This is a genomic window from Microbacterium sp. JB110 (assembly GCF_003335195.1).
Lineage (GTDB): Bacteria > Actinomycetota > Actinomycetes > Actinomycetales > Microbacteriaceae > Microbacterium.
Window position 1 is genome coordinate 47,809 of sequence record NZ_QPGM01000008.1, and the last position, 23,064, is coordinate 70,872.

The 23,064-nt window shown below is 67.0% G+C and carries 24 protein-coding genes; 12 read left to right on the plus strand and 12 right to left on the minus strand.

The genetic code is table 11. The annotated features are described in order from the left end of the window. Positions 1-21: 21 nt before the first annotated feature. Positions 22-792 carry a class II aldolase/adducin family protein gene (locus tag CIK77_RS13705; RefSeq protein ID WP_087055089.1) on the plus strand — a complete coding sequence of 257 codons (771 nt, stop codon included), beginning with the start codon at positions 22-24 and terminating at the stop codon, positions 790-792. A gap of 4 nt (positions 793-796) precedes the next feature. On the opposite strand, the gene CIK77_RS13710 is transcribed toward CIK77_RS13705, so the two are convergent. The 3 genes from CIK77_RS13710 to CIK77_RS13720 form a co-directional block, all read right to left on the minus strand. Beyond that, positions 797-1,351, minus strand: coding sequence for a 6-phospho-3-hexuloisomerase (locus tag CIK77_RS13710; protein WP_114347268.1), 555 nt, complete (start codon positions 1,349-1,351; stop codon positions 797-799). Between the two features lie 145 nt (positions 1,352-1,496). Further along, positions 1,497-2,252, minus strand: coding sequence for a helix-turn-helix domain-containing protein (locus CIK77_RS13715; RefSeq protein WP_170934111.1), 756 nt, complete (start codon positions 2,250-2,252; stop codon positions 1,497-1,499). Beyond that, entirely contained in the window at positions 2,249-3,340 is a 1,092-nt protein-coding gene (locus CIK77_RS13720; protein ID WP_212647475.1) for a substrate-binding domain-containing protein, read from the minus strand. The genes CIK77_RS13715 and CIK77_RS13720 overlap by 4 nt, the downstream gene beginning before the upstream one ends. Before the next feature lie 142 nt (positions 3,341-3,482). On the opposite strand from CIK77_RS13720, the gene CIK77_RS13725 reads away from it, so the two are divergent. The 8 genes from CIK77_RS13725 (at position 3,483) to CIK77_RS13760 (ending at position 10,663) form a co-directional block, all read left to right on the plus strand. After that, positions 3,483-4,508, plus strand: coding sequence for an autoinducer 2 ABC transporter substrate-binding protein (locus CIK77_RS13725; RefSeq protein WP_087054728.1), 1,026 nt, complete (start codon positions 3,483-3,485; stop codon positions 4,506-4,508). A gap of 23 nt (positions 4,509-4,531) precedes the next feature. Continuing rightward, positions 4,532-6,052 carry a sugar ABC transporter ATP-binding protein gene (locus CIK77_RS13730; protein ID WP_087054729.1) on the plus strand — a complete coding sequence of 507 codons (1,521 nt, stop codon included), beginning with the start codon at positions 4,532-4,534 and terminating at the stop codon, positions 6,050-6,052. Beyond that, positions 6,049-7,065 carry an ABC transporter permease gene (locus tag CIK77_RS13735; RefSeq protein WP_087054730.1) on the plus strand — a complete coding sequence of 339 codons (1,017 nt, stop codon included), beginning with the start codon at positions 6,049-6,051 and terminating at the stop codon, positions 7,063-7,065. Before CIK77_RS13730 ends, CIK77_RS13735 begins: the two co-directional genes overlap by 4 nt. Continuing rightward, on the plus strand, positions 7,062-8,159 hold the full coding sequence (locus CIK77_RS13740; RefSeq protein ID WP_212647476.1) for an ABC transporter permease: 1,098 nt from the start codon (positions 7,062-7,064) through the stop codon (positions 8,157-8,159). The genes CIK77_RS13735 and CIK77_RS13740 overlap by 4 nt, the downstream gene beginning before the upstream one ends. 55 nt (positions 8,160-8,214) lie before the next feature. Then, the gene (locus CIK77_RS13745) at positions 8,215-8,982 is read left to right on the plus strand and encodes an SDR family NAD(P)-dependent oxidoreductase (RefSeq protein ID WP_087054731.1); all 768 of its coding nucleotides are present in this window, start codon (positions 8,215-8,217) and stop codon (positions 8,980-8,982) included. 90 nt (positions 8,983-9,072) lie between these two features. Beyond that, positions 9,073-9,306, plus strand: a complete 234-nt coding sequence (locus CIK77_RS13750) for a type II toxin-antitoxin system prevent-host-death family antitoxin (protein ID WP_249268564.1) — start codon at positions 9,073-9,075, stop codon at positions 9,304-9,306. After that, positions 9,303-9,722, plus strand: a complete 420-nt coding sequence (locus CIK77_RS13755) for a type II toxin-antitoxin system VapC family toxin (RefSeq protein ID WP_087054733.1) — start codon at positions 9,303-9,305, stop codon at positions 9,720-9,722. Before CIK77_RS13750 ends, CIK77_RS13755 begins: the two co-directional genes overlap by 4 nt. 49 nt (positions 9,723-9,771) lie before the next feature. Further along, a protein-coding gene (locus CIK77_RS13760) for an IS5 family transposase (protein WP_441903392.1) occupies positions 9,772-10,663 on the plus strand; the annotation gives its coding sequence in 2 pieces (ribosomal slippage) (positions 9,772-10,157 and positions 10,156-10,663; 894 coding nt in all). Positions 10,664-11,279: 616 nt separating this feature from the next. Here CIK77_RS13760 and CIK77_RS13765 read toward each other — a convergent pair. The 5 genes from CIK77_RS13765 to CIK77_RS17525 all read right to left on the minus strand — a co-directional run bounded on the left by CIK77_RS13765 (position 11,280) and on the right by CIK77_RS17525 (position 15,065). Further along, complete coding sequence (locus CIK77_RS13765; RefSeq protein ID WP_087054734.1) at positions 11,280-11,924, minus strand: GrpB family protein; 645 nt, start codon at positions 11,922-11,924, stop codon at positions 11,280-11,282. Positions 11,925-12,135: 211 nt separating this feature from the next. Next, positions 12,136-13,116: a GNAT family N-acetyltransferase gene (locus CIK77_RS13770; RefSeq protein WP_249268565.1), complete on the minus strand. Its 981-nt coding sequence runs from the start codon at positions 13,114-13,116 to the stop codon at positions 12,136-12,138. A gap of 199 nt (positions 13,117-13,315) precedes the next feature. Beyond that, positions 13,316-13,804 carry a PDDEXK nuclease domain-containing protein gene (locus CIK77_RS13775; RefSeq protein WP_249268566.1) on the minus strand — a complete coding sequence of 163 codons (489 nt, stop codon included), beginning with the start codon at positions 13,802-13,804 and terminating at the stop codon, positions 13,316-13,318. A gap of 254 nt (positions 13,805-14,058) precedes the next feature. Next, positions 14,059-14,454, minus strand: a complete 396-nt coding sequence (locus CIK77_RS13780) for a hypothetical protein (RefSeq protein WP_087054737.1) — start codon at positions 14,452-14,454, stop codon at positions 14,059-14,061. Further along, the gene (locus CIK77_RS17525; RefSeq protein ID WP_140403523.1) at positions 14,451-15,065 is read right to left on the minus strand and encodes a hypothetical protein; all 615 of its coding nucleotides are present in this window, start codon (positions 15,063-15,065) and stop codon (positions 14,451-14,453) included. The genes CIK77_RS13780 and CIK77_RS17525 overlap by 4 nt, the downstream gene beginning before the upstream one ends. A gap of 452 nt (positions 15,066-15,517) precedes the next feature. Between CIK77_RS17525 and CIK77_RS13790 the strand changes: the two genes are divergently transcribed. Beyond that, positions 15,518-16,408: a helix-turn-helix transcriptional regulator gene (locus CIK77_RS13790; RefSeq protein WP_087055045.1), complete on the plus strand. Its 891-nt coding sequence runs from the start codon at positions 15,518-15,520 to the stop codon at positions 16,406-16,408. Here CIK77_RS13790 and CIK77_RS13795 read toward each other — a convergent pair. The 3 genes from CIK77_RS13795 to rhaI form a co-directional block, all read right to left on the minus strand. Next, the gene (locus tag CIK77_RS13795) at positions 16,336-17,520 is read right to left on the minus strand and encodes an MFS transporter (RefSeq protein WP_087054739.1); all 1,185 of its coding nucleotides are present in this window, start codon (positions 17,518-17,520) and stop codon (positions 16,336-16,338) included. The genes CIK77_RS13790 and CIK77_RS13795 overlap by 73 nt on opposite strands. A gap of 77 nt (positions 17,521-17,597) precedes the next feature. After that, positions 17,598-18,008, minus strand: coding sequence for a cupin domain-containing protein (locus CIK77_RS13800; protein WP_170934113.1), 411 nt, complete (start codon positions 18,006-18,008; stop codon positions 17,598-17,600). Positions 18,009-18,176: 168 nt separating this feature from the next. After that, on the minus strand, positions 18,177-19,340 hold the full coding sequence (gene rhaI / locus CIK77_RS13805) for an L-rhamnose isomerase (protein WP_087055046.1): 1,164 nt from the start codon (positions 19,338-19,340) through the stop codon (positions 18,177-18,179). A 278-nt stretch (positions 19,341-19,618) separates the two neighbouring features. On the opposite strand from rhaI, the gene CIK77_RS13810 reads away from it, so the two are divergent. After that, positions 19,619-20,611 (plus strand): LacI family DNA-binding transcriptional regulator, encoded by a 993-nt coding sequence (locus tag CIK77_RS13810; protein ID WP_087054741.1) that lies wholly within the window; start codon positions 19,619-19,621, stop codon positions 20,609-20,611. A gap of 122 nt (positions 20,612-20,733) precedes the next feature. Here the strand turns inward: CIK77_RS13810 and CIK77_RS13815 are convergent, their stop codons facing one another. Then, positions 20,734-22,008 (minus strand): MFS transporter, encoded by a 1,275-nt coding sequence (locus tag CIK77_RS13815; protein WP_249268567.1) that lies wholly within the window; start codon positions 22,006-22,008, stop codon positions 20,734-20,736. A 197-nt stretch (positions 22,009-22,205) separates the two neighbouring features. Here CIK77_RS13815 and CIK77_RS13820 point away from each other — a divergent pair, with 197 nt between their 5' ends. Next, the gene (locus CIK77_RS13820) at positions 22,206-23,063 is read left to right on the plus strand and encodes an alpha/beta fold hydrolase (RefSeq protein ID WP_087054743.1); all 858 of its coding nucleotides are present in this window, start codon (positions 22,206-22,208) and stop codon (positions 23,061-23,063) included. The last annotated feature ends 1 nt before the right edge of the window (position 23,064 follow it).

Consider the following 23,064-nt stretch of genomic DNA (forward strand, 5'->3'; position numbering starts at 1 on the left):
GCTTCAGTCGAAGGAGACACCATGACCGCAGTACTGAGACCAGACCTCGTCGGCGATGAGCTCGTGGGGCTCACCAGACGTTTGGGCGAGCCGACCCGCGACCTCGTGATCCTCGCAGAGGGCAACACGAGCGAGGCGATCGACGGCGGTCGCATCGTCGTGAAGGCATCCGGATCGTCGATGCGCGACGCACAGCCCGACGGCTTCGTCTGCGTCGACGTCGCCCCGCTCGTCGAACTGCTGCGCGACCCGGATGCCGACCAGGCCGGGCTCACCGCGCAGCTGACGGCCGGTGAGGTCGACGGGCGGGAGGTGCGCGCGTCGATCGAATCGCTCGTGCACGTCGCGGTGCGGGCGATCGCCCCCGTGCGGTACGTGGCGCACACCCACCCCACGGACGTGGTCGCGCTGCTGTCGAGCGCGAACGCGGAGCAGGCGTTCGCCGAACCCGTCTACACCGACGAACTGATGACGCTCGGACGCCCGCTCTACGTGCCGTATGCCGTTCCTGGCATGGACCTCGGGCGGGTGTTCCTCGAGCGGCTCGAGGCCTATCAGCACGCGCACGGCGAGCTGCCGTCTCTCGTGCTGCTCGGCAACCACGGCATCGTCGCGATCAGCGAGACGGCCGCGGGCGCGGAGGCGATCTCGCTGATGGCCGTGAAGAGCGCACGGGTGCGGGCAGGGGCGCACGCCTTCGGCGGCCTGGCCCCGCTCACCGGCACCGAGCACTACTTCGACCGCCCCGACTTCGCCTCCCGTCGCGCGGAGCTCGCAGGCAAGGGCGAGTAGCGACTCACTCCAGGTTCGTGTGGCGGGCGCGCATCGCCTCCGCATCGTCGCCGCGCAGGTCGCGCACGCGGCGGGTGATCAGATCGACCAGCACGAACATGCCGATCTCGTAGGCGCTGCCCATCGGCAGGACGGCGTCGCTTCCGGAGTCTCGCGCCATCGTCTGAGCGTCGATCACCAGCACCTCGTCGGCGCGATCGGCCGGCTCGGCGTCGGGCTCGGCGGTCACGTACAGGATCTTCGCGCCCGCCCTCCTCGCCGTGTCGGCGATGGCTGTCACCATCGAGATCCGACCTGGCCCGCAGCTGAGGATCACCAGGTCGCCCTCACCGAGGTGCGGAACCGTCATCTCGCCGACGGCGTGCGCGTCGACGCCGGCATGGAACAGCCGCATCACGAGGCCTTTCATCACCAGGCCCTCCCGCCCGCCCGCGTAGGCTGCGACCTTCCCGGCGTCCGCGATCATCCGGGCGGCACGGTCGAGGGTATCGGGCGACACGCTCGCCACAGCCGAGCCGACTTCGGCGATGGCTCGGGCGGATTCGCTCGTCTGCGTCATAGGAGTCTCCTTCTCCCGGCCGTGTCTGCACGGCCGATTCGGTGTCGGTGTCGGCGGGTCGCCGAGCATCCGGATGTCGGGACGTCGGCGGCGCGGAACGTCGTCTGTGCGATGCGGCGCTGAGGGTTCCGCCCGATCAGCCATGTCATGCGGCGCGCGGCCCCAGATCGCCTGCGAACTCCTCCAACGCGACCGTGAGCCCGCTGATGTCGACCGCTGCGGATGGGGCGACGTGCACGGTCGCCACGACGGCGCCGCCGCGCCTGCTGCCGGATGAGACGAACGCGTTGATCTCGAGATTCCCCGTTGCCGACGGCGCCGGCTCCAGCCCATCGGCGGCAGGGGCGGGCGTCGGCCCGTCCTCGCCGCTTGCCGCCCACTCCCGCAGGGACGCCTCGTCGGGGGAGGATTCGGGGAACTCGTCGAGCGTGCGGCGGATGTCGTCGCGCGGAACGGGGCGAAGAACCGGCTCTGCGCCGTTCGCCCCCCACAGCGGCAGTCGACTCCCCGCGCGCGGCGTGTACGGCAGCACGTGGCCGCCGAGGCGAACGGCGACGCACACGCTGTGCACGCCGATGAGGGACTGCAGCGTGACGGTGTGTTCGCGCAGTGCGATGGACCGCTCCCATCCGATCCCGAAGCGCCTCACCGTGGCGATGTCGTCGACGAATCCGGCGGCGATCTCCGTGAGGGCATTGCCCAGTATGAGATCGTCGCCGCTGCGGGCCAGCATGTGTTCGTCGAGCAGCGTTCCGATCAGGTCGCTGGCGCTGCTCTTGGCCAGCCCGGCCGCGCGCGCGAGGTCGGCCGGTCGCGCCCTGCGTTCGAACGCCAGTGCGTCGAGCACCACGAGCGCTCGACGCACGGCCGGTGCGCGACTGCCGCCCTGGTCGGTCGTCATCCCCATCGCTCGTACCCCCGAGCGTTGTCAGCGTCGATGATCCGGACCGGAATCAGATGCGCGCGCTGGGCGAGAGGGCGGCCCCTTGCGAGCTCGCGACCGATCGTGATGGCAGCCGTGATGAGTCTTGCCGGATCCTGCGCGACGGATGCGATGAGTGGGCCGCCGGAGACGATGCTGTCCACCGCGTCGGAGCGGCCGTCGACGCTCACGATCGGAATCGCTGCCCCTGCGTCACGCTGCGAAGCGGCCGCGCCCATCGCAATCGGATCGCACACGGCGAACACCGCGTCGACCTCCGGCAGATCAGTGAGAGCGCGCACCATCATCCGCTGGCCGGCTGCCGAGGTGTCGTGCTCCTCCTGGTAGTGCGCGGCGATCTCGATGCCGTCGCTGTCTCTGATCGCCTCGCGGAACCCGGCGACGCGGTCGATGTTCGCGTTCTTGCGCAGCCCGTCGAGGATCGCGACCCTTCCGCGCCCCTGCAGGACCTCGGCGAGTCTGCGCCCTGCGAGCAGCCCGGCCTGCGTGTTGTCGCTGGTCACGCTCACGTCGACACCGTCCAAACGGGAGCCGATCGCGATCACCGGCACACCGGCACGGCGGGCGTGGTCGAGCTCCACAGCATGCGGCCCCGTGTCCACCGAGTCGACGATGATGACGTCGGCGCCCTCATCGATCAGCTCGTGCCACTGGTCCCTCTGGGTCTGCGAGCTCTCCTCCGCGTCGCGCACAAGAAGCTGACCGCCTGCCGCGCTCGCCTCTCGCGTCGCCGCGTGCAGCATCGCCGTGTAGAACTTGTTCGCGCGTGAGACGACGAGAAGACCGACGCCCAGGGGCCTGCCCAGCATGGCAGCCGATGCCGCCGCGAGCTCGAGCACGTGCGAACCCAACCAGAAGCGTCCGTCGGCGAGGCGCACGAGCATCCGGTCGTCCACGAGCGCATCGCAGATGCCGAGCACGCTCGTGCGCGGGAGAGCGAGCTCCTTGGCCATCGCCGACGCGGTCGACGGCCTGCCGGTGCGGGCGAGATGGCGCAGCAGAGCGACCGCACGTGCCGCGGCGGGGACTCGACCAGGCTGCAACATCACACTCTCGCATCGTCGTTGACACCGGACGCGGTCAACCATACACTTTGTGACCAAGAGTCGTGCATGGGTTCGAAATTTGGAACACATCAGGCTCATCCCGAGCATCAGCAGTGTTGCGACCACTCGTCAGGAGATTTCGATGAAGACTTCCCGTGCACTCAAGACCGCCGCAGGCCTCGCCGCCGGCGGCCTGCTTCTCGCCGGCTGCGCCGCAGGCGGAGACGGCGGTGGCGACGGCGGTGGCGGCGACGACACGGTGACCGTCGCGTTCGTGCCCAAGCTCCAGGGCTCGCCCTACTTCGAGGCGATGAACACCGGAGCCGAGCAGGCAATGGAGGACATCGACGGCCTCGAGTGGATCTACCAGGGGCCGACCGATGCCAGCGCCACCGCTCAGGCCGACGTCGTCCGCTCGATGATCCAGCAGCAGGTCGACGTGCTGATCGTCGCCCCGAACGATCCGGATTCGCTCGCTCCGCTGATGCAGGAGGCCGCCGACGCCGGCATCAAGGTCGCCACCAGCGACACCGACGCACCGGATTCCGTCCGCGAACTGTTCGTCAGTCAAGCCACAGCCGAGGGCATCGGCACGACGACGATCGACACGCTCGCCGAGGCGATGGGCGAGGAGGGGGAATACGCGATCGTCTCCTGCGGTGAGACCGCGGAGAACCTGAACTCGTGGATCGAGGTCGAGCAGGCGCACCAGGAGGAGGCCTACCCCGACATGGAGCTCGTCGAGATCGGGTACTCGGGCGAGGACCAGGCAGCCAACGCACAGATGGCGACGGACTTCATGAATGCCTATCCGGATTTGAAGGGTCTGATCGGCCAGTGCACCACATCGGCCGTCGGCGTGGCAGAGGCAGTGCGGGACGCGGGGCGTATCGGCGAGGTGTTCACCGTGGGCGTCGGCACTCCGGCGTCGATGCTGCCGTACCTCGAGGACGGCTCGTCATCCGGATCGATCCTCTGGGATGTCGAGCAGTTCGGCTACCTCACCGCGTGGGCGGGTGTGCAGCTCGGCCAGGGCAACGAGTTCGACGAGACCAACGCCGTCAACGACGACATCACAGCCGCCGAGTACTCCGCTGACGACAGCACGCTGCTCCTCGGGCCGCCCACCGTCTTCGACGCCGAGAACGCCGGCGACTACGACTACTGATCGATCCGAGCCGGAGGGCCACTGTGACTGACGTCATCCCTCGAGTCAGGCTCACCGGGATCTCCAAGCGCTTCGGGGCCGTGCGTGCCATCAGGCACGCCGACCTCGAAGTGCTCCCCGGGAGCGTGCACGCCCTCGTCGGCGAGAACGGCGCGGGCAAATCGACCCTGATCAAGATCCTCGCGGGGGCGGAGTTCTCCGACACGGGCGAGATCGCGATCGATGATCGAGCCGTCTCGTTCTCGTCGACCACCGACGCGATCGCCGCCGGCATCGCCACGGTCTACCAGGAGCCGCAGCTGTTCGGCGAGCTCACTGTCGCAGAGAACATCTTCATCGGCAGGGAGCGGCGCCATCGCGGCGTCGTCGACTGGAAGAAGCAGCACGGCGAAGTCTCGGAGCTGCTCGAGCTGATGGGCCTGCCGGAGAAGTACGCGACGGTTCCGATCGACGAGCTGTCGATCGCCACCAAGCAGCAGGTCGCGATCGCCAAGGCGCTCGCGCAGGATGCCTCGGTGCTCATCCTCGACGAGCCGAGCGCGATCCTGACCGACGCCGAGATCGACGTGCTGTTCGGCGTCGTGCGCAGACTCCAGGAGCGCGGCGTCGCGATCATCTACATCTCGCACCGCTTGGACGAGCTGTTCCGGATCGCCGACACGGTGACCGTGATGCGCGACGGTGAGACGACGGGAACGCACGCGATCGCCGACATGACGGTCCGTTCGATCGCCGAGGAGATGGTCGGCGGTCTCGAGGTGGCAGAGAACAGGCGCCGCGACATGACCGGAGCCGAGCCCGTGCTCGAGCTCGACGCGCTGACCCGCGGGAGTGACTTCCGAGATGTGAACGTGCGCGTGGGGGAGGGCGAGGTCGTCGCACTGTACGGGCTCGTGGGCTCCGGCTCGTCGGAGATCTCAGCTGCGCTGTGGGGGATGAAGAAGGCGACATCCGGCCGGATCCTGCTCGACGGCAGCCCCGTGGCCCCGCGCTCGCCGCGGCATGCGCAGAAGCTCGGCATCGGGCTGCTCCCTGCCGACCGCAAGGGGCAGGGCATGTTCTCGTTCCAGACGATCGCGTTCAACATCTCGGCCGGCCGCATCGGGAAGTTCGCTCGGGGCGGGCTCTGGTTCGACGGGAAGAAGGCGCGCTCCGTCGCACGCGACATGATCTCGCGATTGGCGATCAAGACGCGCAACGAGCTCTACCCGATCGCCTCGCTCTCCGGCGGCAACGCGCAGAAGGTCGTGCTCGCCAGGCAGCTCGTGGAGGTGCCGCGGGTGCTGGTGCTGGAAGAACCGTCGCAGGGTGTGGACATCCGTGCCAAGGAAGAGATCCACACGATCATCGAGGAGCTCGCAGACCAGGGCGTCACCGTTCTGGTCGTGACGTCGGATCTGCCCGAGGCGCTGCGCATCGCGGACCGCGTCGTGGTGGTGCGAGCGGGAACGACGACGGCGGAGTTCGGACCGGACGCCACCCAGGTCGACGTGCTGGCCGCAGCGGCGGGCGACGCCGCGCAGACCGAGGAGGTCGGATCATGACGGATCTGCTCACCCGCGACGTTCCGGCGGCGCGAAAGCGCCGAGCCCGGGTGCTGCCGCGCGCCCTCTCGACGCAGGAGATGGTGCTGATCGGCGTGCTGATCGTGCTGTGGATCCTGCTGGGGGCCTTCACGCCCAACTTCCTCACGGCGCAGTCGATCCAGCCGCTGCTCGCGAGTGCCGCGCCGATTGCGCTGATCGGCATCGGCATGACAGCCGTGATCGTGACGGCGGGCATCGACATCTCGGTCGCCGCCATGCTGATGGTGTGCGCCGTCGTGATGGCGAAGCTGATGGTCGATCTGTCGTGGCCGATGCCGCTGGCGCTGCTGGCCGGCATCCTGCTCGGCGGGCTGTGCGGGCTGTTCAACGGCATCCTGATCACGCTCGGCCGCGTGCATCCGATCATCATCACGTTCGGCACGTCGAACATCTTCATGTTCCTCGGATGGCGCATCTTCGACTCGAAGGTCGTCAACGGCATTCCGACCAGCGTCGGCGTGCTGGGCCGCGGGGCGGACGGACGGTTCCTGGGCGTTCCCTACTCGTTCCTGATCGTGATCGTGCTCGCCGCGCTCCTGTGGTGGTACATGCGCTACACCGCAGGCGGACGCCACTTCTACGCGATCGGCAACGATCAGAACGCCGCACGACTGGTCGGCATCCGCGTGCAGAAGCGCACGATCATCCCGTACGTGCTGACAGGGCTCGGCGTCGGTCTCGCCGCCATGGTCGCCATGGCGAACGGCACCCAGACGCTGGCGCAGTCGGTCGGGCAGGGCATCGAGCTGCAGGCGATCGCCGCTGTGGTGATCGGCGGCACGTCGATCGTCGGTGGTCGCGGCAGCGTGCTGGGCACCCTGCTCGGGGCGCTGCTGGTGCAGACCGTGACATCCGGGACCATCCAACTCGGGTGGGCGCCGCAGCTGGCGAACTTCTTCGTCGGCGTCGCGATCATCATCGCCGTCGGCGCCGACCTGCTGCAGCAGCGACTGACGAGGAAGACATCATGAGCGAGCAGAACACCGCCGCACCGGCGCCGGACACCACACTCGTCGTGCAGAGCCGGTCGGAGGAGACGCGGATGGCCGCGATCATCCGGACGCTGCTCACTCGCCGCGAACTGATGCTCGTCGTCGCGCTGATCGTGCTGCTGATCGTGATGTTCTCGCTCTCGGCGGCAGGCGTCACGAACGGGCCCTTCAACGGTCGGGCGATGGCGGGCAACCTGATCAACGTGGTGCCGCTGGCGATGCTGGCGCTCGCAGAGATGATCGTGATCCTCACGGGGCGTGGTTCGATCGACCTGTCAGTGGGTTCGATGGTCTCGCTGGTGAGCATGGTCTTCGGCTTCATGTACGGCGTATGGGGGATGCCGCTGTGGACCTCGATCATCGGAGCCGTCGTCGTCGGCGGGCTGCTCGGCGCCGTCAACGGCGCACTGGTGGCGTTCCTGGGCTTCCCTCCGCTGATCGCCACACTCGCGACCTACTACGCGTATTGGTCGCTGGCGATCGTGATCAACGACCAGCAGCCGATCAGTTCGCCCGAGATCCAGGATCTCTACGAAACGGCGCGGTCGATACCGATCTTCGGAAGCGGGTTCCCGAGCATTCCGGCAGGGGTGTTCCTGTTCCTCATCCCGACCGTGATCGTCGTCTGGTACCTCGTCAACCGCGCGCCGCTCGGTCGTCGACTGTACGCGGTCGGCACCAACGACGTCGCTGCGAAGTGGGCGGGCATCGACCTGGTGCGCACCCGTTTCACCGCGTTCGTGCTCTCCGGGGCGATCTCGGGCCTGGTCGCCGTCGTGACAGTGGGGCAGTTCGCCTCGGCGCGACCCGACGCGGGCAACGCGGGCAGCGGTATGGCACTGCCCGCCATCACCATCGCCGTTCTCGCCGGTGTTGCGATCACCGGAGGCATCGGCAAGGTCTCGGGAGTCGTGATCGCCGCACTGCTGGTCACCTGGCTGAACGCCGGCATCCTGCTGCTGTTCCCTGGGAACCACGGTACGCAGTTCCAGCTGCTCGCGCTCGGCGTGCTGCTGGTGGGCGCCGCGCTGCTGAACGGCTACACCAACCGCAAATATCACATCATCGGATAGGGCTGGGGTGTGCGGGTCGGCCCGCACACCCCAGCCTTCACTCGAACGGAGCACCATGGCAGTTCTCGACTCGTTCTCGCTCGCCGGGAAGACCGCCCTCGTCACCGGAGGCAACCGCGGCCTCGGCCTCGCGTTCGCGCGCGGGCTCGCCGAGGCAGGCGCGCGCGCCGTCATCGCCTCCCGCGACCACGACCGCAACCAGGCGGCCGTCCAGAAGCTGAGCGATGAGGGCATCACGGTCGACGCGATCGATGTCGACATCACGCAGCCGGGAGAGGCCAGCCGGATGATCGACGAGGCGGTCGCGAAACTGGGTCGCCTCGACATCGTGCTGAACAATGCGGGGATCTCGATCCATCGGCCGGCGCTCGAGGTCACCGATGAGGAATGGGACACGGTCGTGAACCTCAACCTCACGGCGTTGTGGAAGGTGTCGATCGCGGCGGCGAAGGTGATGAAGGACGCCGGTGGCGGGAACATCATCAACACCGGTTCGATCAGCTCGCTGATCGTGAACCGGCCGCAGTGGCAGCCTGCGTACAACGCGTCGAAAGCCGGAGTGCACCAGCTCACCAAGTCGCTCGCCGCAGAATGGGCCGAGCACGGCATCCGGGTCAATGCGATCGCTCCGGGGTACGTGAAGACCGAGATGGCGCCGGTGGACGAGCCGCAGTTCCGCCAGCACTGGATCGAAGACGCGCCGATGAAGCGCTACGCGACCCCGGAGGAGATCGCCCCGACGATCGTCTACCTCGCCTCTGACGCCTCGGCGTTCATGACGGGCTCCGTGGTCGTGATCGACGGCGGGTACACGCTGTACTGATTCAGTGGCGCGGAACAGGAAGCGCTTGTCGCAATAGCGGAAACCACCTATAGTAGGTACGTACCTACATCGGAGGTGATCGCAATGACGATGATGACGGCCCGCGAGTTCAATCGCGATGTGAGCGCCGCGAAGCGCGAAGCCGGTCTTGGGCCGGTGGTGATCACCGATCGCGGCGAACCCGCTTTTGTGCTCCTGTCGATCCAGGAGTACCGGCGACTCGGGGAGGACGGTGCGTCCCTGGTCGAGCGGCTGAGCATGAATGAAGACATCGACATCGATTTCGGGCCCGCTCAGATCGACCTCAAGGTTCCTGAGCTGTGAGGTATCTGCTCGATACGAACGTCGTGAGCGAACTCCGCAAGCCCGAACGTCGGGCCGACCCTGCGGTGCGCTCGTGGGTCGCTTCCAGGGCTCCGTCCGATCTGTGCCTGAGCGCGATCACCGTCTTGGAGGTCGAGGTCGGCATCAGAGGATTGGAACGACGAGACCGTGCCCAGGCGAGTCGCTTGCAGACCTGGCTCGAGGAAGGTCTGCTGGGTGCGTTCGCCGGGCGCATCCTCCCGGTCGATGTATCTGTCGCGCGCCGAGCGGCGCAATTGCACACCCCGGATCCGCGGCCGGAGCGCGACGCTCTGATCGCCGCCACGGCCGCAGTCCACGCTTTGACCGTTGTCACGCGCAACGTCAAGGACTTCGAAGCCCTGGATGTCGCGATCATCGATCCCTGGGCGTCCTAGGGCGTGTTGATCAAGAGGTTCAGGCTCAGGATCGGCGAGTCTCGATGGTGTGACGCGTCAGGAGATCTCGGATGAGGTGTGGGCTGTTCTGGAGCCGCTGATGCCGGTGCCGGTCGGCAGGTCGCGGCCGTGGACGGATCATCGTCTCGCGGTCGAGGGCATGGCCTGGAAGTACCGCACGGGGGCGCCCTGGCGGGATGTGCCGGAGCGGTTCGGGAAGTGGAACTCGATCTACAAGCGGTTCGCGCGCTGGGCCGAGGACGGCACCTGGGAGAAGCTGCTCGCCGAGGTGCAGAAGCAGTCGGACGCGGCGGGCAAGCTCGACTGGGTGGTGTCGATCGACTCGACGATCGCGCGCGTGCACCAGCACGGCGCGACCCTCAGCCGCGACACAGGGGGCTGTGTCGAATCACAAGAATCCGCGGGAAGAGCCGCCTGATCACGGGATCGGCCGCTCCCGTGGCGGGTTGACGAGCAAGGTGCATCTCGTCTGCGACGGGCGTGGACGTCCGCTGAGCTGGGTGATCACCGGCGCGAACATCAACGACACCACGATGATGACCGCCACACTCGAGCAGACCCACGTCCCTCGAGCTGTCGGCCGTCCGAGGCGGCGCCCGGATCGGGTGCTCGCCGACAAGGGCTACCCGTCGAAGAAGAACAGGGCGTGGCTGCGGGAGCGGAAGATCGCCGCGACGATCCCGGAACGCGACGACCAGATCGCGCACCGCCGCAGGAAGCCTGGCCGGCCCATCGACTTCGGGGAAGCCCAGCAGGAGCGCTACAAGGGACGCAACGTCGTCGAGCGCTGCTTCAACAAACTCAAGCAATGGCGCGGCATCGCGATGCGCTCAGACAAGACAGCCCGCTCCTACCGCGCCGCGATAGCCCTCGCCGCCACGCTGATCTGGATCAAGACCGACTTAATCCACACGGCCTAGCGCGAGCGATCCGGATGCGCTGGATGACATGCCCGGCTCACTCTTTGGAATCAAGAGACCCCCCAAGGAACGTTGGATCGATCCCCTCGACGCACGGTCATCGTCCAACATCTCCGGCGCGCTCGCGGACCAGGTGTGGTGGTATCGCGCTCCAGACGTTACAGAGCGCCTCAGAATCCAACGCGGCTCTTTTCTTATCGGACCGTTAGCTCGCCCCATTGATCGTCCCAACACAACTCTCCCTATCGAGTTGGCCGCCGGCCGCACAAACGCGATCGCGAATCGACTTGAAAAGAGGGGCAAAGCAAGCAACGCGACCATTGGGAGGGTCGAGATCTTCAGGATCGTCGTTCCCGGGGCTTCGAAAGTGTATTTGCGCCGGCTCCTTGAGGATCGTTCGGGGCTCTCAATCGAAACGATCTATCCCACGCCTTGGCATCGGCCCTTCATCGCGCAGTTCGCGTCTACCTATGGACGCGGGCGCCCCCTGAGTCTCGATAGCAACGCGACCACCCCGGAGACCGACCAACATGCCGGGGTTGTGAAGGACGAGGCCGCCCCGGAGTCATCGGGGTCTTAGGTCTCGCAACCCTAGGGATATGAGACAGGACTGACCTCACTCAGGACTCGACCGCGACGCGGGGTCGTCATCAGCGGCTTCGTGATTTCTCGCGGCCCATGACTCGAACTCTGTCTGCACCTGATCAAAGAACTCCGTTTTGGCCAAGGTGTAGTCGTCGTAGTCGGCTTTGCCGATCTGTTGCACGCTAAGTGCCCGTTTTGCCGTCTCGTAGCGTTGGCGGGCGTCGGCGTTTGCTCGAAGCCAGTCGCGGAACCAAATCGTGTACAGGCCCCACGGTGAGTCCGCGCGGCGGACGTGAAGTATCGCCTGGTTGTCTTCGTGCCAGAACAGCAGCTTTTCCCAGACGAGGGGGTCGACCTTGATCGACCCCCTCGGTAGGTCGCGGTCTACCCCTGGGGAGTCAGGACGCGAACCGCGTGCGCGTACGTAGCCGAGCGGTGCGAGGCGGGCGACGAGTTCATGCTCTGCGGGGAGAGGTGAGATGCGCAGTTGCAGGTCGACGAACGGCTTCGCGGCCAGGCCCGGCACAGAAGTCGAACCGATGTGATCCAGTGTCGCGGCCTCAGCGCCGTCAAGTCCACCCACCGCGTCCCGGACGCCTGACAGGAGCCGCGATGCGCGCTGTGCCCACTCTGCCTGATGCTCAACTAACGCGGCAGGGTTCGTTTCGTCGCTCATACCGTCGAAACTACAGGCCACGAATTTCACCGGGAAGGAACGACCGGACGGGATGCGCGACACATGGTCTGAGCAAGCGGTTCTTCTACGCGGCGAGTGTCTCGTGACCTCGGTGTCTCGTATCCCATGGGTTACGAGACACCGAGGTTACGAGACACATCGTGTAACTCCTCGCCGACGGACGGGCGACATGCCAACGCACCCGAGTTCCTCAGCCCAGCGGCCCCTCCAGCACCGTGAGTGTGTCCACTCCGTGGAAGCCGACGGACCTGTTGAGCGCGAGCATCGGCTCATTGGTCAGCGCTGTGTAGGTCTGCAGGGATCGGGATTCCGCACTTTCGGGCACGCTCATGAGCAGCCGAAGATTGGCAGCCTTCAGCGCTCGGCCAATGCCTCGACCGCGAAAGTTCTTGTCGACGAAAGTGTCATCCTGGTTCACGATCTCCGGATCTGAACGCGAGAGGAGAATCTCGGTGTAGCCGATACCGTCGCCGTTCGTGCATGCCAGACTTCGCACCAGGAGGTAGCCCTGATCGTGCATGCGTCGCTCATTGCGACGCACCGCGTCAACATCTACGCTCGCCGGACTCCGGCTCAGGTCGCCCATCGGAACGTCGTCAGACATTCGCGCCCGTAGCTCGGCCCAGTCCTCTACAACCTCGTCGGGACAGCGCCCGCACCAGGAGCGGAGGTTGATCCCGGCAGGCGCGTCCGGAAACGCGGCAAGTTGTGCTGTCGAGAGAGGAAGTTCAACCATCTGTCGACTTTCTCGGATACCGATGTTCAGCCCTTCGGCGCGAGCGAACGTCACGCCAGCATCGGAATAGGTTTCGGTACGCAAGATGGTGGCCGTGCCTCGTAGCGTGTCGCGCACGGCATCAAGCAGCATCCGGCCAACGCCACGTCGTCGGAAGCCGTCCAGGACAGCGACCTCCACCTCTGCAGGCTCGTCCGGATCGACGCTCGCTTCGGCCGCGCCGACCGGCACGTCGCCGATTTTGGCAATAAGTAGTGCCGAGGTGCGTGCCGGGTGCGGATCCTGAAACTGAGCAAGCGTTGCATCATCGCTACGGAACCAGACCTGCTGACGACCGACCGCATACCCATCGCGTAGCACGCGATTCCACTGGAGGAGCTGGCGGACATCCGCTCGATCGACGACTTCCACACGCAAACTCATATCGGGGATCACACGACTTTCACCTACTCGACGGCGACGACGGCACAGGTGTGTATTCTCCCAGATCCCGTGTTGGAAGGTGCCCGCACCGTGCCTCGATAGAGCGAACCCACGCCGACATGGGATCTCATATGAATGAGCGAACCGCCGCGCGCCATTAGACCGTTCGCGACCATCGGCCGTACACGCAACAGGTTGTTGCGTGAGTTATTCAGGGGTTATCGAGCGCACGCTGCAGCTCGGCCTCAGATGGAAGTACCGCCTGCTCAGCTGGAGGGAGGAGGTCGTAGCTGGCGATCGCGATCGGATGGTTGCTGCCTGCGAGGGCGTACCGCACCACTCGGTCATTCTTATCAATGCACAGCAAGAGACCGACGGTCGCTGCATGCGCGGGCCGGCGCAACTGGTCCTCTACAAGCTCGATGTAGAATCCGAGCTGTCCGACGTACTCGGGTTTGAACTTACCGACCTTCAGCTCGACGACGACGTAGCGCAGCTGCTCTACGTGGAAGAACAGGAGGTCGACAAAGAACTCGTCGCCGTCCACGTCGAAGGGAATTTGCCGCCCGACGAAACTGAACCCACTGCCTAACTCACCGAGCGTCTCGATGATGCGTTCCACGAGCGCTTGCTCGAGCTCGCGCTCTGCGTGCCCAGGCTCAATGCGGAGGAAGTCAAAGACGTAAGGATCCTTTGTCATCTGCTGTGCGAGCTCGGACGCTCCGGGCGCCAGAATGCGATCGAAGTTCGTTGGCGCTCCGCCGAAGCGCAGGTGTTCGGTGGTCTTGATGTGGTGCTCAAGCGTGCCACGGGTCCACCCATGTGTAGCGGTTTGCCCGGCGTACCAATCCCGCAGTTCCTGGTCGCTGCTCGCAGGTCCCTCGGCGTCAGGTTGGTACGGAGTCCCGACCCGCCTTCGAGCGATTCGCGGGTTCTCCTAGCTTGCGGGTGGGTTCATGCCGTTGCTGGCCAAATGTCGGGGTGGAGGAGATAGGTGTCCGCATCGACGCGGGTCGTTTGTACGTTCCATTCCGTCTGGTTCTCCGCAAGTGGCGTAAGGGCTTGCCATAGGGATTCGAGCACGGTCGAGGCGGGCATTCCCGCTTCGACCGTGCCAACCACGACAAGCCGCCGTGTTCGTTGGACAAACACCAACGTGACCACGGTGGCGACCTCGGCCGCTGCCTCGAGTTGCAACCGATCAGTGAAAGTGGCCTGTCCCAGATCGGAGTATGAGTGCCACCCCGGCGAGGCGTCTGCCGGGAGGAGCTTGCCCGGGCCCGTGCCCCAGTGATTCAGCGCGTACCAGACGAAGGCCTCGCCTGGGGAGGCGTGCTCATTAGGGATCACAGCTGATCGTTGACCCACTGAGGGCAGGTTCGTGTCGGTGCGCCAGGCGAGTCTTTGCAGTACGCCGTGATAACCCCGAGTTCGTAGGGATCCGGGCTATCGGCACTGGAATCCCGTTCCTGAATCACTTCTACGAGGATTTCGATACCGTCCTCGCTCAGGTATCCCATGCCGTAGAGGTACCGACCGTTGGGCTGCAGGTAGCCGCCCGCGTTGTTGCTGATGACGTGTTCAATCGTCTGCTGGTCAGCATTGTGATCCAGGAGGGCATGTAGGTAGCCGAACGCGCCGCTCGCTCCCTGCCGCAGCACGACCTTCTCTCCTGAGCCGTCCAGGGTGACACTCAAACAGTTGAATCTCGGGGCGGACGGGTAGTTCTCCGTACCCGCTGCGCATCCATTTGCCAGCGCGCTCACACCGGAGGCATCTTGTGCTGACGGCGCGGCAACCTCTCCCAGAGAACTTGCGACCTCTGGAATCTGTTCATATGCGACCCATTGACCATCCGGTGGTGCGGCATCGTTCGATGCCGCTAGAGCCGGGGTGCTCGACAGCACACCCAACGCCAGAGTGAGGGCGGCGACAGCGGTGAGCCTTAGCTTCGTTTTCATCATCTGTCCTTCGCTTTCACATGAGCCAGCGACGCTACACCGTGCGGGCGACTCTTGCCAGGGGTATAGCCAACTGCACCGCGATCACCCTCGCCAGCACCCTGATCTGGACCAAAGCCGACTTAATCAACACGGCCTAGGTCGTGTCTGATAATTCGTCGGCTACTGCGCTGGGCGCTGTGCACCGGCTCGCGTCGTTCTCGTCGGTCGACGATGGCTCCGCATCGCCTCCCTCCTCGGCCTAGCGATCCGGCACACATCGCCCGGGGCCCACGCCGCCCGAGAGGCTCCGCGCGATGCGAAGCAGCGCGTGGAGGGGCGGTGGGGACTCGCAACGCCGCGAATTATCAGACACTCCCTAGCGGTGATCGACGGCGGGTACACGCTGTACTGATTCAGCGGCGCGGAATAGGAAGCGCGCCGCCGCGGTTGCGGGTGTCATGGTGCAGGCGATGACGACGACCGAGCAGGCTCCGCTCGAGCGGGTGCTTGCGGCCATGGATTGGCGCGTGCTGGACGGGCGTCGAACTTCGCTCGCACCGGGGGAACGGCTGCGGCTCCGCACCGGGGTCGCCGCACTCGTGTTCGTCGCGCAGGGGCGTCTGATCCGGATGTCGGAGAGCGGATGCGGTGAGCTGCCGGCCGGCGCAGCCGCCGTCTCGATGGGGCGCGCGCCCGTCGTGCTCTCAGCGAGCGAACCCGCCGAGGTGATGTCGGTCGAGCTGGAGCTCACGCCGGGCACGTCGTCGGTGCTCGAACGTGTTCCGAACATGCTCTCGGTGGCCCGTTTCGCGGAGGAGGAGCCGACGATCGCCGCGATCGCGCGCGACATAGGAAAGCCGGACTGCGAGCGTCAGCGCGGAACCACGGGCACGATCTGCGCGCTGATGGCGACGACTGTCGTGCTTGCGGCGATCCGGGTGTGGGCGGAGGCCGGATGTGTGCCTGATGGCTGGCCGGCACGATCCGCCGACCCGTTCCTCTCCCGCGTGCTCGATGCGATCCACGATGACCCTGGTCGGGAGTGGTCGGTGGCCGGACTCGCGGAGATCGGGGCGATGTCGCGTTCGGTCTTCGCCGATCGCTTCCGCGCCGCGACGGGGCGCACTCCGGCGGCGTACCTCGGTGAGGTGCGCATCGACATGGCCAAGTCGTTCCTCGCCGAGGGCACCAGTGTCTCCGAGGCGGCGCGACGGCTGGGATACGCCTCGGACGAAGGGTTCAGTCGAGCGTTCCGTCGTCGCACCGGCGTCGCCCCGTCGCAGTGGCGCTATCGCCGTGACCTGCCGGCGAGCGAGAACAGCACGCCGCCGGCGGCGGTGCAGATCGCCGCGATCGCGTAGGTCCATACGATGCCGGCGGAGTCGACGAGCAGGCCGCCGATGCCCGCAGCCAGCACGATCGCGAGCTGGAACCCGACTACGACGAGTGCCCCGCCCGGTTCCAGGGCCCCGGGCGCCTGACGCGCGATCCAGGCGTTCAGGACGATGAGCCAGCCTCCGAACGCTGTGCCCCAGACGACGACGGCGGCGGCGAAGACGGGAACGGAGCCGGGAGCGGCGAGGGTGATGGCGATCGCGACGGCCACGGTGAGAGGCACGGCGGCGCGGAGCACGCCCAGGTGCCGATCGACGATCGCCCCCACGATCAGGTTGCCAGCCAGACCGCCGACGCCGAAGAGCGCGAGCAGCGTGACGACACCGGCCGCGTCGACCTCGACGCGCTCCAGGGCGATCCGGATGTAGGTGTAGGCCGTCACGTGCCCGAAGACCGTGAGCACATGCCCCGCGAGGCCCGCGGCGATGCCGGGGCGGCGCAGGGTGTCGAGCAGCAGTGCGATGCGGGGAGCACCCTCCGCGGGGACCGGTGGCAGGATCCAGCGCAGGGCGATCGCGACGGCCGCGGTGACGATCGCCGCGGCGACGAAGACCGCGCGCCAGTCGGCGACGGCGGCGAGCATCACCCCGAGCGGCACGCCGGCGACGGTCGCGAGCGAGACGCCCGCCGTGGTGAACATCACGGCGCGCCCGAGTCGCTCGGGGCCGGCGATGCGTGCGGCCACAGCGAGCGACATCCCCCAGAACCCGCTGAGCGCGGCGCCGAGGAAGAAGCGGGAGATCAGGATCATCCACAGCTCGGGCGCCACGGCGACGACGAGGTTCGACACGGCCGCGGCCGCGGCGAGCAGGGTCAGCAGCGTGCGCCTGTCCATCTTCGGCACGATGAGGCCGATCGTCGGCGCGGCGATGAGCCCGACGAACGCGGTGACGGTGACCGTCTGCCCCGCCTGGCCCGGCGTCACACCGAGCTCCGTCGCCATCTCGGTGAGCAGGCCGTTCGGCAGGAACTCGGCGGTGACCAGCACGAAGCTCGTCATCGTCATCACGATGAGCGCCGCGTAGTTGAGGCGATCGCGGGTCGGGGAGTGCGTCGGCGTGGTCGCAGTGTCGGTCATGATCCCAGACTCGCGCAGGCGCGCAGCCCGCGCCCGACGCGGCGTCCGCGCCGCCCGATCGATCGTCCGGATGCGGTTCAGCCGGCCGTGACCTCGAAGCGGTCGGGCGGGTGCCCGCCGGGCGTCGGGTAGAGGAACAGGATCTTCAGCTGCTCGTGCTCGCTCGCGCGGAAGCCGTGAGCGCCGTCGGCGTGCGCGGGGCTCAGCACGGCGCCTCCCGGAGCAATCGGGGTCTCGCCTCCGAGGGAGTCCAGAGCGACGCCTGACCCGCTGACGACGTATTGGAATTCGAACTGCGAGTGGTAGTGCAGCGTGATCGTGACGCCGGGCTCGAGGGTGACGATCCCGCCGTACATGTCGGCTCCGTCGGTCGCCCCGCTGACGATCAGCTCGACGCTCGTGCCCGGATAGTCGGGCGGCTGCATCTGCCGGTCACCGGGGCCGATATGGACCGAGACGGGCCCGCGGGTGCTTTCCGCAGCAGTCATGCGCGTGCCTCGGGATGAAGAAGCGTTCGGACGGAATTCTGCATGGAACATCCCCTGGCTCATGACGACGGTGTCTCCGGACGAGCGTACGCCTATCGGCTGTCCGCCCGAGGCGCGACGACGAAGGGCTCGCGGCCGTTGCCGCGAGCCCTTGCATCCGGATGTCGGTCAGGCGCCCCAGCCGGCCTGCTGGCCGCCGACGCGGTCGGCCTCGATCCGGGTCTGGTAGCCGGAGTCGAGGTAGGCCTGCATCGGGTCGGCTGGCAGGCCCCGGCCCTCGCGCCACTCGGCGAGCTGCGGGCGCACGTCGGTGTAGAAGGCGTCCATGAACACCTGGTTCGCGGCGAGCACGTCGCCGGACACCTGAGCGGCGTGCAGCTTCTCGGAGTCGACGAGCAGGGCACGGGCCGTCATCTCCTGCACGTTCAGCACCGAGCGGATCTGGCCGAGGATCTTGTTCTCGACGTTGTGGCACTGGTCGAGCATGAACTGCACGTCTGGGTTGTTCAGCCCGCCGCCGCGGACGACCTCGAACACGATCCGGAACAGCTGGAACGGGTCGGCCGCGCCGACGATGAGGTCGTCGTCGGCGTAGAAGCGACTGTTGAAGTCGAACGAGCCGAGCTTGCCGAGGCGCAGCAGCTGCATCACGATGAACTCGATGTTCGTGCCAGGCGCGTGGTGACCCGTGTCGAGGCAGACCATCGCCTTCTCGCCGAGCGCTGAGACCTGCGCGTAGGAGGTGCCCCAGTCGGGAACGTCGGTGTGATAGAACGCCGGCTCGAAGAACTTGTACTCGAGCACGAGGCGCTGATCGTCGCCGAGGCGGGCGTAGATCTGCTGCAGCGACTCGTGCAGACGGTCCTGCCGGCCGCGCATGTCGGCCTGACCCGGATAGTTCGAACCCTCGGCGAGCCAGATCTTCAGGTCGCGCGAGCCGGTTGCGTCCATCACGTCGATGCACGCGAGGTGGTGGTCGATCGCCTTCCGGCGCACCGAGGCGTCTTCGTGTGTCAGCGCGCCGAACTTGTAGTCGTCGTCCTGGAACGTGTTCGAGTTGACCGTGCCGAGCTGCACGCCCTCGTCCTCCGCGTGCTTGCGCAGGTCGGCGAAATCGCTCATGTCCCACGGGATGTGCAGCGCGACGGCCGGAGCGAGACCGGTCATCCGGTGCACCTGAGCCGCATCGGAGATCTTCTCGAACGGGTCGCGCGGGGTGCCAGGCGTGCCGAACACCTTGAACCGAGTGCCGGAGTTTCCGAACGCCCAGCTCGGCAGTTCGATGGCCTGCGCCGCCAGGCGCGAGAGGTGTTCGGGGGAGAGCGTGCTCATGACGATCGCCGTGCCTTTCACAGTCGTGGGGGTCGCGACGAGGCTGGCATGTCCGAAGACCCTCGTCACTGTGGATTCTACTGAGTTGAATCGTTTCATGATTCGAATGATCCGTCAACAGGTCGCAGCCGCGGCAGACGGGAGGGTGTCTGCGGAGGGCAGGCGGTGAGTGGCGCGTTCGCGCAGCGCGTGGGCCGCGTCCGCGTGCTCATGGCGATGCGGCGTGCGGCGCCGTCGCTCGGGGTTACGCTGTCAGCACGCACAGGTGAGGGGGCGCGATGACCGTCAGCATCCGCGACGTTGCAGCGCACGCCGGAGTATCGCTCGGCACGGTGTCGAACGTGCTGAACCGGCCGGATGTCGTGGCCGACGGCACAGTCGAGCGCGTGCGCGCCGCTGTGGCCGAACTCGGGTACGTGCGCAACGACGCCGCCCGCCAGCTGCGCGCAGGGCGCAGCCTCACCGTCGGACTGGTCGTGCTCGACTCCGCGAACCCGTTCTACGCAGAGCTCTCGCGCGGTGCGGAAGACGAGGCATCGCGCCACGGCCTCTCGGTGCTCGTGGGCAACAGCGGCGAGCAGGAGGAACGAGAGGCGACGTACCTCGACCTGTTCGCGCAGCAGCGAGTGTGGGGCGTGCTCGTCTCGCCCGTCGGCCAGAACGTCGACCACCTCATCCGGCTCAGCGAACGCGGCATCCCTGTGGTGCTCGTCGACCGCTCGGCGCCAGGGTCCGGGCTCTCCTCCGTCGCGACCGATGACGTGCGCGGCGGCTACCTCGCCGTGAAGCACCTGCTCGATCAAGGGCGGCGCCGCATCGCGTACATCTCCGGGCCGCAGGTCCTGCACCAGGTCGCCGATCGCCTCGAGGGGGCACGTCGAGCCGTCGATGAGGTGCAGGGAGCGACGCTCGAGGTGATCGAGCGCGCGGCGCTGACGGTGCTGGAAGGCCGCGCCGCCGCACAGATCATCGTGGAACGGCCATCAGGGGGCCGCCCCGATGCGATCTTCGCGGCCAACGATCTGCTCGCCACCGGAGCACTGCAGGCGATCGTGATGGGCGGATCGCTGCGGGTGCCAGACGACATCGCACTGATCGGCTACGACGACATCGACTTCGCCTCGTCCGCCGTCGTGCCGTTCTCTTCCATCCGGCAGCCCGCCCGCCTGATGGGCGAGACCGCCATGCAGCTGCTCGCCGACCGCCCCGACCCGCCGCAGGACATCCGCTTCACCCCCGAACTGATCGTCCGGGACTCCACGTCTCCCTAGCGCAGGCTGCCGAGATGCGCACTTGTCGCCGAGATGCGCCGGCTTCGACGTGATCGTGTCGAAGAAGTGCGCATCTCGCGAGCGGTGGGCGGGTGCCGCGCGGACGGCGCGTTCAGGCTCGGCTATTCCTCTGTGCCAGGCAACCGGATGGCACGGGTGTCGTCGAGCGTGAGGGCGAAGCGGCGCTCGGGGTTGCGATGCAGGCGGCCGGATGTCGTCATCCAGATCAGCGCGGTCGCGCAGGCCACCAGTGCGCCGGCCGCACCGAGCAGAATCGCCGCACGCGGCCCCCACAGGTTGGCGACCTGACCGACGATCGGCGCACCGAGCGGCGTGCCGCCCAGCAGGATCGCCATGTAGATCGCCATCACGCGCCCGCGCACCTCGGTCGGTGTGGTGGTCTGCACATACCCGTTCGCAGTCGTGAGCATCGTCACGGTCGCGAAGCCGACGCCGATGAGCATCGCGGCATACGACCAGTAGCCAGGCATCAGCGTCGAGGCCGCGGCGATCACCGCGAAGGCTCCGGTCGCCGCTACGACGACCCGCATCCGGGCTCGTGCGCGTCTCGCCGACAGCAGCGCCCCCGCCAGCGACCCGATCGCGATCACGGAGCTGAGCAGGCCGAACCCGTCCGCCTCGCGACCGAACTCGATCGCCATCGTCGAGGCATAGATGGGGAAGTTCATCGCCAGCGCACCCATCAGGAACACCACGACGAAGATCACCAGGATGTCGGGGCGCGTGCGCGCATACCGGAAGCCGTCAGCCAGCCGCGAGCGCTGCCGCGGACGTGCGCGCGGCTGCAGCTCGTCCGTCCGGATGACGATGAGTGCGGCCAGCATCGCCAGGAACGTCAACGAGTCGATCAGGAACACCCAGCCAGACCCGACCGCGACGATCAGCAGACCGGAGACGGCCGGCCCGATCATCCTCGCCGAGTTGAACGACGCCGAGTTGAGCGCGACCGCGTTCGATGCGAGCTCCGGCCCGACGACGTCGGTCACGAACGTCTGCCGCGCCGGATTGTCGATGGCCGTGACGATTCCCGCGGCGAACGCGAAGGCATACATCGCGACAAGGGTCATCACGTCGGCGAGCAGCAGCACGCCGATCGCGATCGACATCGCGCCGAGCAGCGACTGCGTCAGCATCAGCAGTCGGCGCCGGTCGAACCGGTCGACGACCCACCCGGTCAGCGCGACGAACAGCAGCGAAGGGGCGAAGCGCAGGCCCAGGGCGATGCCCATCGCGCCCGCATCGTTGTCACTGAGAGCGGTCAGCACGACCCAGCTCAGCGCCGTCGACTGCATCCAGTTGCCGATGTTCGACACGACGGCCCCGGCGAACCAGACGCGGTAGTTGAAGGCGTTCAGCGAACGGAACATCCGGCTCATGAGAGCGTCCTGGGCGGCATCCGGTCGCGTTGTGCGCGGGGTTCCGGATGCTCAGCCATGTCGTTGACAGGATACTCTTCCGGTCGTGCGCGGCTGGGGCTGTTCCCTCGGGCGGAAGGTCGATGGGGCGTGGGCTCCTCACCTGGCGGCGCGGTGGGTTGATGCGTTAGGTGCTCGAACTGCCATAAGGTGCCAGCATGCCCGAGTTCGTTGATGACCACGGCGTCACGATCGTCTATGACGTGCATGAGGCGGCGACGGAGCCACGCGGTGTCGTGCACCTGCTGCACGGGGTCGGCGAGCACGCCGGCCGCTACGCACAGGTGATCGAGGCCCTCACCGCCGCCGGTTTCGCCGTCTACGCCGACGACCACCGCGGCCACGGACGCACCGGCATGAAGCAGCACGGTTCGGCGGCGAAGCTCGGAAGGCTCGGCCCAGGTGGACTCCGTGCGGCGCTGGCGGCTGTCGACCGGATGGGGCGGATCATCCAGACCCAGCGCGTCGGCCTGCCGATCATCCTGCTCGGCCATTCGTGGGGCTCGTTCCTCGCGCAGATGCTGCTGAACGACCACCCGCGCCGCTACTCGGGGCTCATCCTCTCTGGCTCGGCGCTGCGCACACCGACCGGTCTCAACGCGGGGCGCCTCAACGCGCCATGGCACGGTCCGGGTGCCGATGGACTCGAATGGCTGTCGACCGATTCCCGCGTGTGGCGCGCGTTCCACTCCGACCCGTTGACCACCTCGGAGCCGCTGCTGAAGCTGTTCGGTCCGCTCGACGCAGCGCGCCTCTACGGCCGTCCGCGCAAGGGGCTGGCGCAGGAAGCGGGGAAGGACCTTCCCGTTCTGCTCATGGTGGGCGGAGACGACCCTGTCGGCGGGCCCCGATCGGTGCACCGGCTCGCAAAGGACTATCGCGAGCGTGCGGGCTTCGGCGATGTCACCACCCGCGTCTATCCCGACGCTCGCCACGAGATCTTCAACGATGCCAGCTGGCCGCAGGCGCGCGCCGACCTGATCGCCTGGCTCGAACGCCGGTACCCGGCGCGGTGAG

What these genes read in the sequence shown, in the direction of transcription:
- CIK77_RS13705 (WP_087055089.1), top strand. Translation starts at nt 22, where the DNA reads ATGACCGCAGTACTGAGACCAGACCTCGTCGGCGATGAGCTCGTGGGG.
- CIK77_RS13710 (WP_114347268.1), bottom strand. Translation starts at nt 1,351, where the DNA reads ATGACGCAGACGAGCGAATCCGCCCGAGCCATCGCCGAAGTCGGCTCG.
- CIK77_RS13715 (WP_170934111.1), bottom strand. Translation starts at nt 2,252, where the DNA reads ATGACGACCGACCAGGGCGGCAGTCGCGCACCGGCCGTGCGTCGAGCG.
- CIK77_RS13720 (WP_212647475.1), bottom strand. Translation starts at nt 3,340, where the DNA reads ATGTTGCAGCCTGGTCGAGTCCCCGCCGCGGCACGTGCGGTCGCTCTG.
- CIK77_RS13725 (WP_087054728.1), top strand. Translation starts at nt 3,483, where the DNA reads ATGAAGACTTCCCGTGCACTCAAGACCGCCGCAGGCCTCGCCGCCGGC.
- CIK77_RS13735 (WP_087054730.1), top strand. Translation starts at nt 6,049, where the DNA reads ATGACGGATCTGCTCACCCGCGACGTTCCGGCGGCGCGAAAGCGCCGA.
- CIK77_RS13740 (WP_212647476.1), top strand. Translation starts at nt 7,062, where the DNA reads ATGAGCGAGCAGAACACCGCCGCACCGGCGCCGGACACCACACTCGTC.
- CIK77_RS13745 (WP_087054731.1), top strand. Translation starts at nt 8,215, where the DNA reads ATGGCAGTTCTCGACTCGTTCTCGCTCGCCGGGAAGACCGCCCTCGTC.
- CIK77_RS13750 (WP_249268564.1), top strand. Translation starts at nt 9,073, where the DNA reads ATGATGACGGCCCGCGAGTTCAATCGCGATGTGAGCGCCGCGAAGCGC.
- CIK77_RS13765 (WP_087054734.1), bottom strand. Translation starts at nt 11,924, where the DNA reads ATGAGCGACGAAACGAACCCTGCCGCGTTAGTTGAGCATCAGGCAGAG.
- CIK77_RS13775 (WP_249268566.1), bottom strand. Translation starts at nt 13,804, where the DNA reads ATGACAAAGGATCCTTACGTCTTTGACTTCCTCCGCATTGAGCCTGGG.
- CIK77_RS17525 (WP_140403523.1), bottom strand. Translation starts at nt 15,065, where the DNA reads ATGAAAACGAAGCTAAGGCTCACCGCTGTCGCCGCCCTCACTCTGGCG.
- CIK77_RS13790 (WP_087055045.1), top strand. Translation starts at nt 15,518, where the DNA reads ATGACGACGACCGAGCAGGCTCCGCTCGAGCGGGTGCTTGCGGCCATG.
- CIK77_RS13795 (WP_087054739.1), bottom strand. Translation starts at nt 17,520, where the DNA reads ATGACCGACACTGCGACCACGCCGACGCACTCCCCGACCCGCGATCGC.
- CIK77_RS13800 (WP_170934113.1), bottom strand. Translation starts at nt 18,008, where the DNA reads ATGACTGCTGCGGAAAGCACCCGCGGGCCCGTCTCGGTCCATATCGGC.
- rhaI (WP_087055046.1), bottom strand. Translation starts at nt 19,340, where the DNA reads ATGAGCACGCTCTCCCCCGAACACCTCTCGCGCCTGGCGGCGCAGGCC.
- CIK77_RS13810 (WP_087054741.1), top strand. Translation starts at nt 19,619, where the DNA reads ATGACCGTCAGCATCCGCGACGTTGCAGCGCACGCCGGAGTATCGCTC.
- CIK77_RS13815 (WP_249268567.1), bottom strand. Translation starts at nt 22,008, where the DNA reads ATGAGCCGGATGTTCCGTTCGCTGAACGCCTTCAACTACCGCGTCTGG.
- CIK77_RS13820 (WP_087054743.1), top strand. Translation starts at nt 22,206, where the DNA reads ATGCCCGAGTTCGTTGATGACCACGGCGTCACGATCGTCTATGACGTG.